Raw genomic sequence first — 4789 nt, 5'->3', positions numbered from 1 at the left:
TAGAGAAGCTGAAACAGTTAAAAGCACAGAAACAGGCTATTGAAGCAAGAGAACGTACCAAAAAGAAAGAACAGGAGCGCAAGGATGATACTCGGCGTAAAATTTTGCTCGGTTCTTACTTGATTAAAAAGATGAATGACAATGAAGCAAACAAAGAAAAAATACTCGCTGAACTCAACGAGTATTTAACAGAAGATCGTGATAGGAAATTGTTTAACCTTTAAAATCTGTTTTAGCCAAACATTCGAACACAAGCTGTTGTGCTTTTTCATTAACACTATCAGGTTGTAACAGCACTTTTTTAATTCTGGATATAAGCTCATTAGAATCTTTTGCTGTGAAAAATCTGATAATCCTACTGTTCTCTTTCAGAGCTAAAGCGTATTTAACAGCTTGAGATTCTGTAAGTGGCTTAATTTCAATAGTCTTATCTATTTGATCTGTAAATAGATCAGGAGTATTTGAGTCTGTCACACCATCGTTTATCTGTTCTTTTTTAGGCTGTGGTTTTTTCTTAAATTTAAAAGAGAATCCTACAATTAAACGCCCTTTTTTATGTTGCTCATATTCAGCCTTAATATCAGTTTTCTGATTGATTTCTTTTATTGCAGGTTCTAATACACGTGCTTTGAAATGATCAATTCTCTGATATTCATTAGCGCTAATTCCTAGCTGCTCCCTAAAATTCTCTAATTTAATCATTGGCACTTTACCTGTACTGCGCCATTGAATGAGTAATTCATAGAGTCTTGCAGAATAAACACTATTTAGCTGAGATGTTTGACTTAATAAATACTGGGTAAAGAACTCTTTTACACCATCAATCCTACTAATGCCTTGAACAACAGCAAGAGTAAAAACAAGCTCTATAGCACCTTCATCATCAAGATACCTAACCTGTTGAATCCAACGGCTTTTTATTAATTTTCCACTTTCATCATAAAAGCTAAATCTACGATTAAAAAGAGTATCTTCCGCATCTTTCATTCGCTGATAAGCATTCTGTCTCGTTGTATTGAATGTATCGGCATAACGTCGTGCATCAATACGCAATGGAGTATCTGTATTTAATCCAGTGCCTGTTTCCCGGGCATCAACAATCGCAAGTTGAACAATATGAAGTTCAGCCAAAGATAGTGTTTGGAATGCCTGATTCAATCTATTTGTTTTTACAACTAAATCTTTACTCATATTTAGATAGATAGTTATATTTCACCACATACTAAAACATGTGGGTTTTACCACAAAGCATAATATGTGGGATAAATGTAACTAGATGTGGGGGAATGGGTAACTAGATGTGGGGGAATGGGTAACTAGATGTGGGGGAATGGGTAACTAGATGTGGGGGAATAAACATCTAATATATTGATTTATTTATTTTTTTAACCAATTAAAAACATTTAAAAATTATATAAAACATTTAAAAACCCGATTTATATTTTTTTTAATAAGAAATTAGACTAATATTCTGCTATAAGTTAAATAATTTCTATCTATCTAATTGTTTTTCTTCTTATCAATCCTCATAAAGGCTTGTAATATGGCTATCGTAAACCCTGTAAACCGTCGTAATAGCACTGATTTTAGAGATGCTAAAGGGGTAAACTTTGACCTTGAAAAAATGAAAAAAGGTTTAAGTTCTAAAAAAATTGATTTGCCTAAACATCAAAGCATCGAGGAAAGAACTACGTGGCTATTGGAAATGATGGAAAAAAGAAAGATCAAAGCTTAGATGGTTATAAGAGTCAAAAATTACCTACGACAGGTGTAGAGGTAAAAATTCGAGAAGCTCTACTCGATTCAATGAATTACTATCAATTCGATGCTCATGATATTAACAAAGTTGCAAAGTTTACTTTCCATATCGAAGAAAACGGCTTCCTAAACTTAGAAGGTCGAAACAAAAAATCAAATAATCCTCCAACAGAAGATCTTCAATTTGTTGAGAAAGCTCAATTCGCAATTGAATACAAACTTTTTCATTACCATATAGGAATTCCTTTTTATCAAGTTAGTCCATCAGGTGATTTAACTTCAGATTACGTATTGCAATATAGCTATGACCAACAAAAAGGTTATGTAGATATTATCAATGTTGAATATCATCCTTTAGTTTTGCCTTCAAAAGAAGATTTAGAAAGCGAGCATATTGAGAATCCTTTTAAAGAAAATTAAGTAAGCTTGTAATCAGTGAAAAAGCAAAGGTGAATTCTGATATAGCTCAATCGCTCGTAGACACTCGCTCGGTTAATATTTTTTCAATCTTTAAAAATAAAGCTGGCCTTCTGTTCTTAAAAGTGTAAAAATTCCATTTAAGCTTTATTAGTGTTGTTTAAATATGTCTCTCAAAATTGTTTCTCTTTTTTCTGGTGCTGGTGGTTTGGATCTAGGTTTTCAAAAAGCTGGATTTAATATCATTTTTGCTAATGAGTTTGATAAAGATATTTGGGCAACGTATGAATATAATCATCCCAATACCCATTTGGATAAACGAAGTATTACTGAAATCAACGAAAATGAAGTTCCTGAATGTGATGGAATTATTGGTGGCCCTCCATGTCAAAGTTGGAGTGAGGGTGGTGCTAGACGAGGTATAGATGATAAAAGAGGACAGCTTTTTTTTGATTTTATTCGAATCTTAAAAGCAAAAAAACCATCATTTTTTTTAGCTGAAAATGTTAGTGGGATGCTTGCTGAAAGACATAAATCAGCATTAGATCAAATTAAAAAAACTTTTGAAGACGCTGGCTATGATCTACATTTTAAATTATTGAATGCTACTGATTACGGAATTGCTCAAGATCGTAAACGTGTTATTTTTTTAGGATTTAGAAAAGACTTAAATGTACATTACACGTTCCCTGAACCTATCGTCAAAAAACTTGTTTTAAAAGACATTATTAAGGATTTAGAAGATAAAGCAGTTCCAGCAATAAATAAATCAAAACCAAATCCACTAGCTATAGTTCCTAATCATGAGTATATGACAGGCGGTTTTTCCTCAATGTATATGTCTAGAAATAGAGTGCGGTCTTGGGATGAACCATCATTCACAATACAGGCTGGAGGTCGCCATGCTCCTATTCATCCTAGTTCTCCTAAAATGATAAAAATAGACGTGGATAAATTTATGTTTGCTTATAGTGAACTTGGTTTTAGACGTTTAAGTGTTCGAGAGTGCGCAAGAATTCAAAGTTTTCCTGATAGTTTTGTTTTTAAATATTCTGATGTAAATCATGGATATAAAATGATAGGGAATGCTGTAAATGTAGATTTTGCTAAAATTTTAGCTGATAGTATTTCACAAGCACTCCACTTATCATGTAAGGCTAATCTTCGTTCGGCTTAATTTTTTCTATATCAATATCTGAAAAATCATTAATTTTTAATTGAATGAGACATTGCTTAATAAGAGGCATCATGTCTCTTTCTCCTTGATATATTAATGGTTCATCAAAAATAATTTCAGGACTTAATCTATTGTTTTTTACAGACCATTTAACAGCAATAGCTAAAGTTCTAGCACCATCAGCTTTATTTGCTTTGTATCTAAAGTTATTAGCAGTAAATACTAAATAAATATCTCCTGCATCATAAGTATCAAGGTTTATTAAATCATCTATTACGTCTTGAGCATTTGAATATTTATCTATGTTTCCATTGATAAGGTATTCAGCAATTCCTGAATTTTTTTGAATTGTATTGGAAAATATAACAGCATCTTTTTTTTCTAAAGTTTGATTTTCTCCTTTAAAAATAATTTTTACAATTTCATTATTTGTTAATTTTAAAGGAGAACTTAATGTTCTCTCTTTATTAGTGACTTCCAATTTCCAACCTAGTGTAAAGTTAGCATCGATTTCACCAGAGTTTGGTTTTAGGAACGCTAAATCATTCTTTTTACTTATGAATCTTTCTTTTATTAAGTCTATACTTTCAGTTAAAATCTGCTTCCAGTTTGATCCTAATAAATCTTCGGCAATTGGTGCAGTCAGTTTGTTGGCCAGAAATTCAGCATCGTCTTTTTTAACTGAAATTTTAATTTCAGCTACTGTTCCCTCATTGATGTTATTTAATAATACATATACATCTGTCTTACATTCACCTCCACCTTTTTGAGGGTAAGGTTTACATGCAACTATACGGTTATAGATTTTATTATTCCAATGAACTACACCATCTGTATTGTTGAATAAATCAACAATATAATCCTCTAAATCTCTATATGCTTTTCTCATCAATACGCCCTCATAAAAATCAAAGGCGTTATGATAATTAAACTTCAGTCACTTAAGTAATATTTATGGAAGCGCGATGCTTTGAAATATGGCTAAAGCCATATTTCAAAGTCGGGCAACTTTGCGCTTGCTGTAATTTGATTTGTAATGAGAAAAACCAAGCAAAGTACCGATCAACTAGTATTTTTTAGGGTCGATCTGACACCAGTCATACGTTTTTTCTTTGACACTACTCGGTTCAAACGAGTAGCAATTTTTCCTCATTATTCTCACCAATGTTTCACCATCACTTTCTCGAATTTGTAGCGGATATTTTTTTAGTACAGCCATATCTGCTCTACGTTCATCAATTTCGTCTTTGCTTGGTATGTATAAGAAGATAGCCAAAATGAATACCATCATCACAGCAACAAACGTGCTAGCAAAAATAAGGATAAGTTTTAAGTTGAGCCTGTTTGTAGCTTCGTTTAATGCCTGAATACTGTTGTTTAATGCACCTGTATGCTTCTTATTTGCGTTTTCTAGCGATTTTTCAGCCTTGTCTAGCA

General features: G+C 32.3%; 7 protein-coding genes. 4 read left to right on the top strand and 3 right to left on the bottom strand.

Annotation, left to right across the window (positions count from 1 at the left end; all coding sequences use genetic code 11):
- The coding region (locus tag FTT91_RS14190; protein ID WP_180169686.1) for a mobilization protein at nucleotides 1-224 on the top strand (224 nt) is incomplete at its 5' end.
- On the opposite strand, the gene repM is transcribed toward FTT91_RS14190, so the two are convergent.
- On the bottom strand, nucleotides 214-1191 hold the full coding sequence (gene repM, locus FTT91_RS14185; protein ID WP_180169685.1) for a replication initiation protein RepM: 978 nt from the start codon (nucleotides 1189-1191) through the stop codon (nucleotides 214-216). The two genes, FTT91_RS14190 and repM, sit on opposite strands and share 11 nt — an antisense overlap.
- A gap of 352 nt (nucleotides 1192-1543) precedes the next feature.
- On the opposite strand from repM, the gene FTT91_RS14180 reads away from it, so the two are divergent.
- From FTT91_RS14180 to FTT91_RS14170, 3 genes are all read left to right on the top strand, one after another.
- Complete coding sequence (locus FTT91_RS14180; RefSeq protein WP_087541016.1) at nucleotides 1544-1735, top strand: hypothetical protein; 192 nt, start codon at nucleotides 1544-1546, stop codon at nucleotides 1733-1735.
- Nucleotides 1693-2178, top strand: a complete 486-nt coding sequence (locus tag FTT91_RS14175) for a hypothetical protein (RefSeq protein WP_180169684.1) — start codon at nucleotides 1693-1695, stop codon at nucleotides 2176-2178. The genes FTT91_RS14180 and FTT91_RS14175 overlap by 43 nt, the downstream gene beginning before the upstream one ends.
- A gap of 163 nt (nucleotides 2179-2341) precedes the next feature.
- Nucleotides 2342-3352 carry a DNA cytosine methyltransferase gene (locus tag FTT91_RS14170; protein ID WP_180169683.1) on the top strand — a complete coding sequence of 337 codons (1011 nt, stop codon included), beginning with the start codon at nucleotides 2342-2344 and terminating at the stop codon, nucleotides 3350-3352.
- Here FTT91_RS14170 and FTT91_RS14165 read toward each other — a convergent pair.
- Together FTT91_RS14165 and FTT91_RS14160 are read right to left on the bottom strand one after the other, a co-directional pair.
- Nucleotides 3333-4241, bottom strand: coding sequence for a hypothetical protein (locus FTT91_RS14165; protein ID WP_180169682.1), 909 nt, complete (start codon nucleotides 4239-4241; stop codon nucleotides 3333-3335). The genes FTT91_RS14170 and FTT91_RS14165 overlap by 20 nt on opposite strands.
- A gap of 177 nt (nucleotides 4242-4418) precedes the next feature.
- On the bottom strand, nucleotides 4419-4789 hold a 371-nt coding region (locus FTT91_RS14160), incomplete at its 5' end, for a hypothetical protein (RefSeq protein ID WP_180169681.1).

The sequence above is a fragment of the Acinetobacter sp. YH12021 genome (assembly GCF_013420145.1).
GTDB classification, from domain to species: domain Bacteria; phylum Pseudomonadota; class Gammaproteobacteria; order Pseudomonadales; family Moraxellaceae; genus Acinetobacter; species Acinetobacter towneri.
The sequence above is the reverse complement of the archived record's forward strand: the minus strand, read 5'-3'. Positions and strand labels throughout refer to the sequence as shown.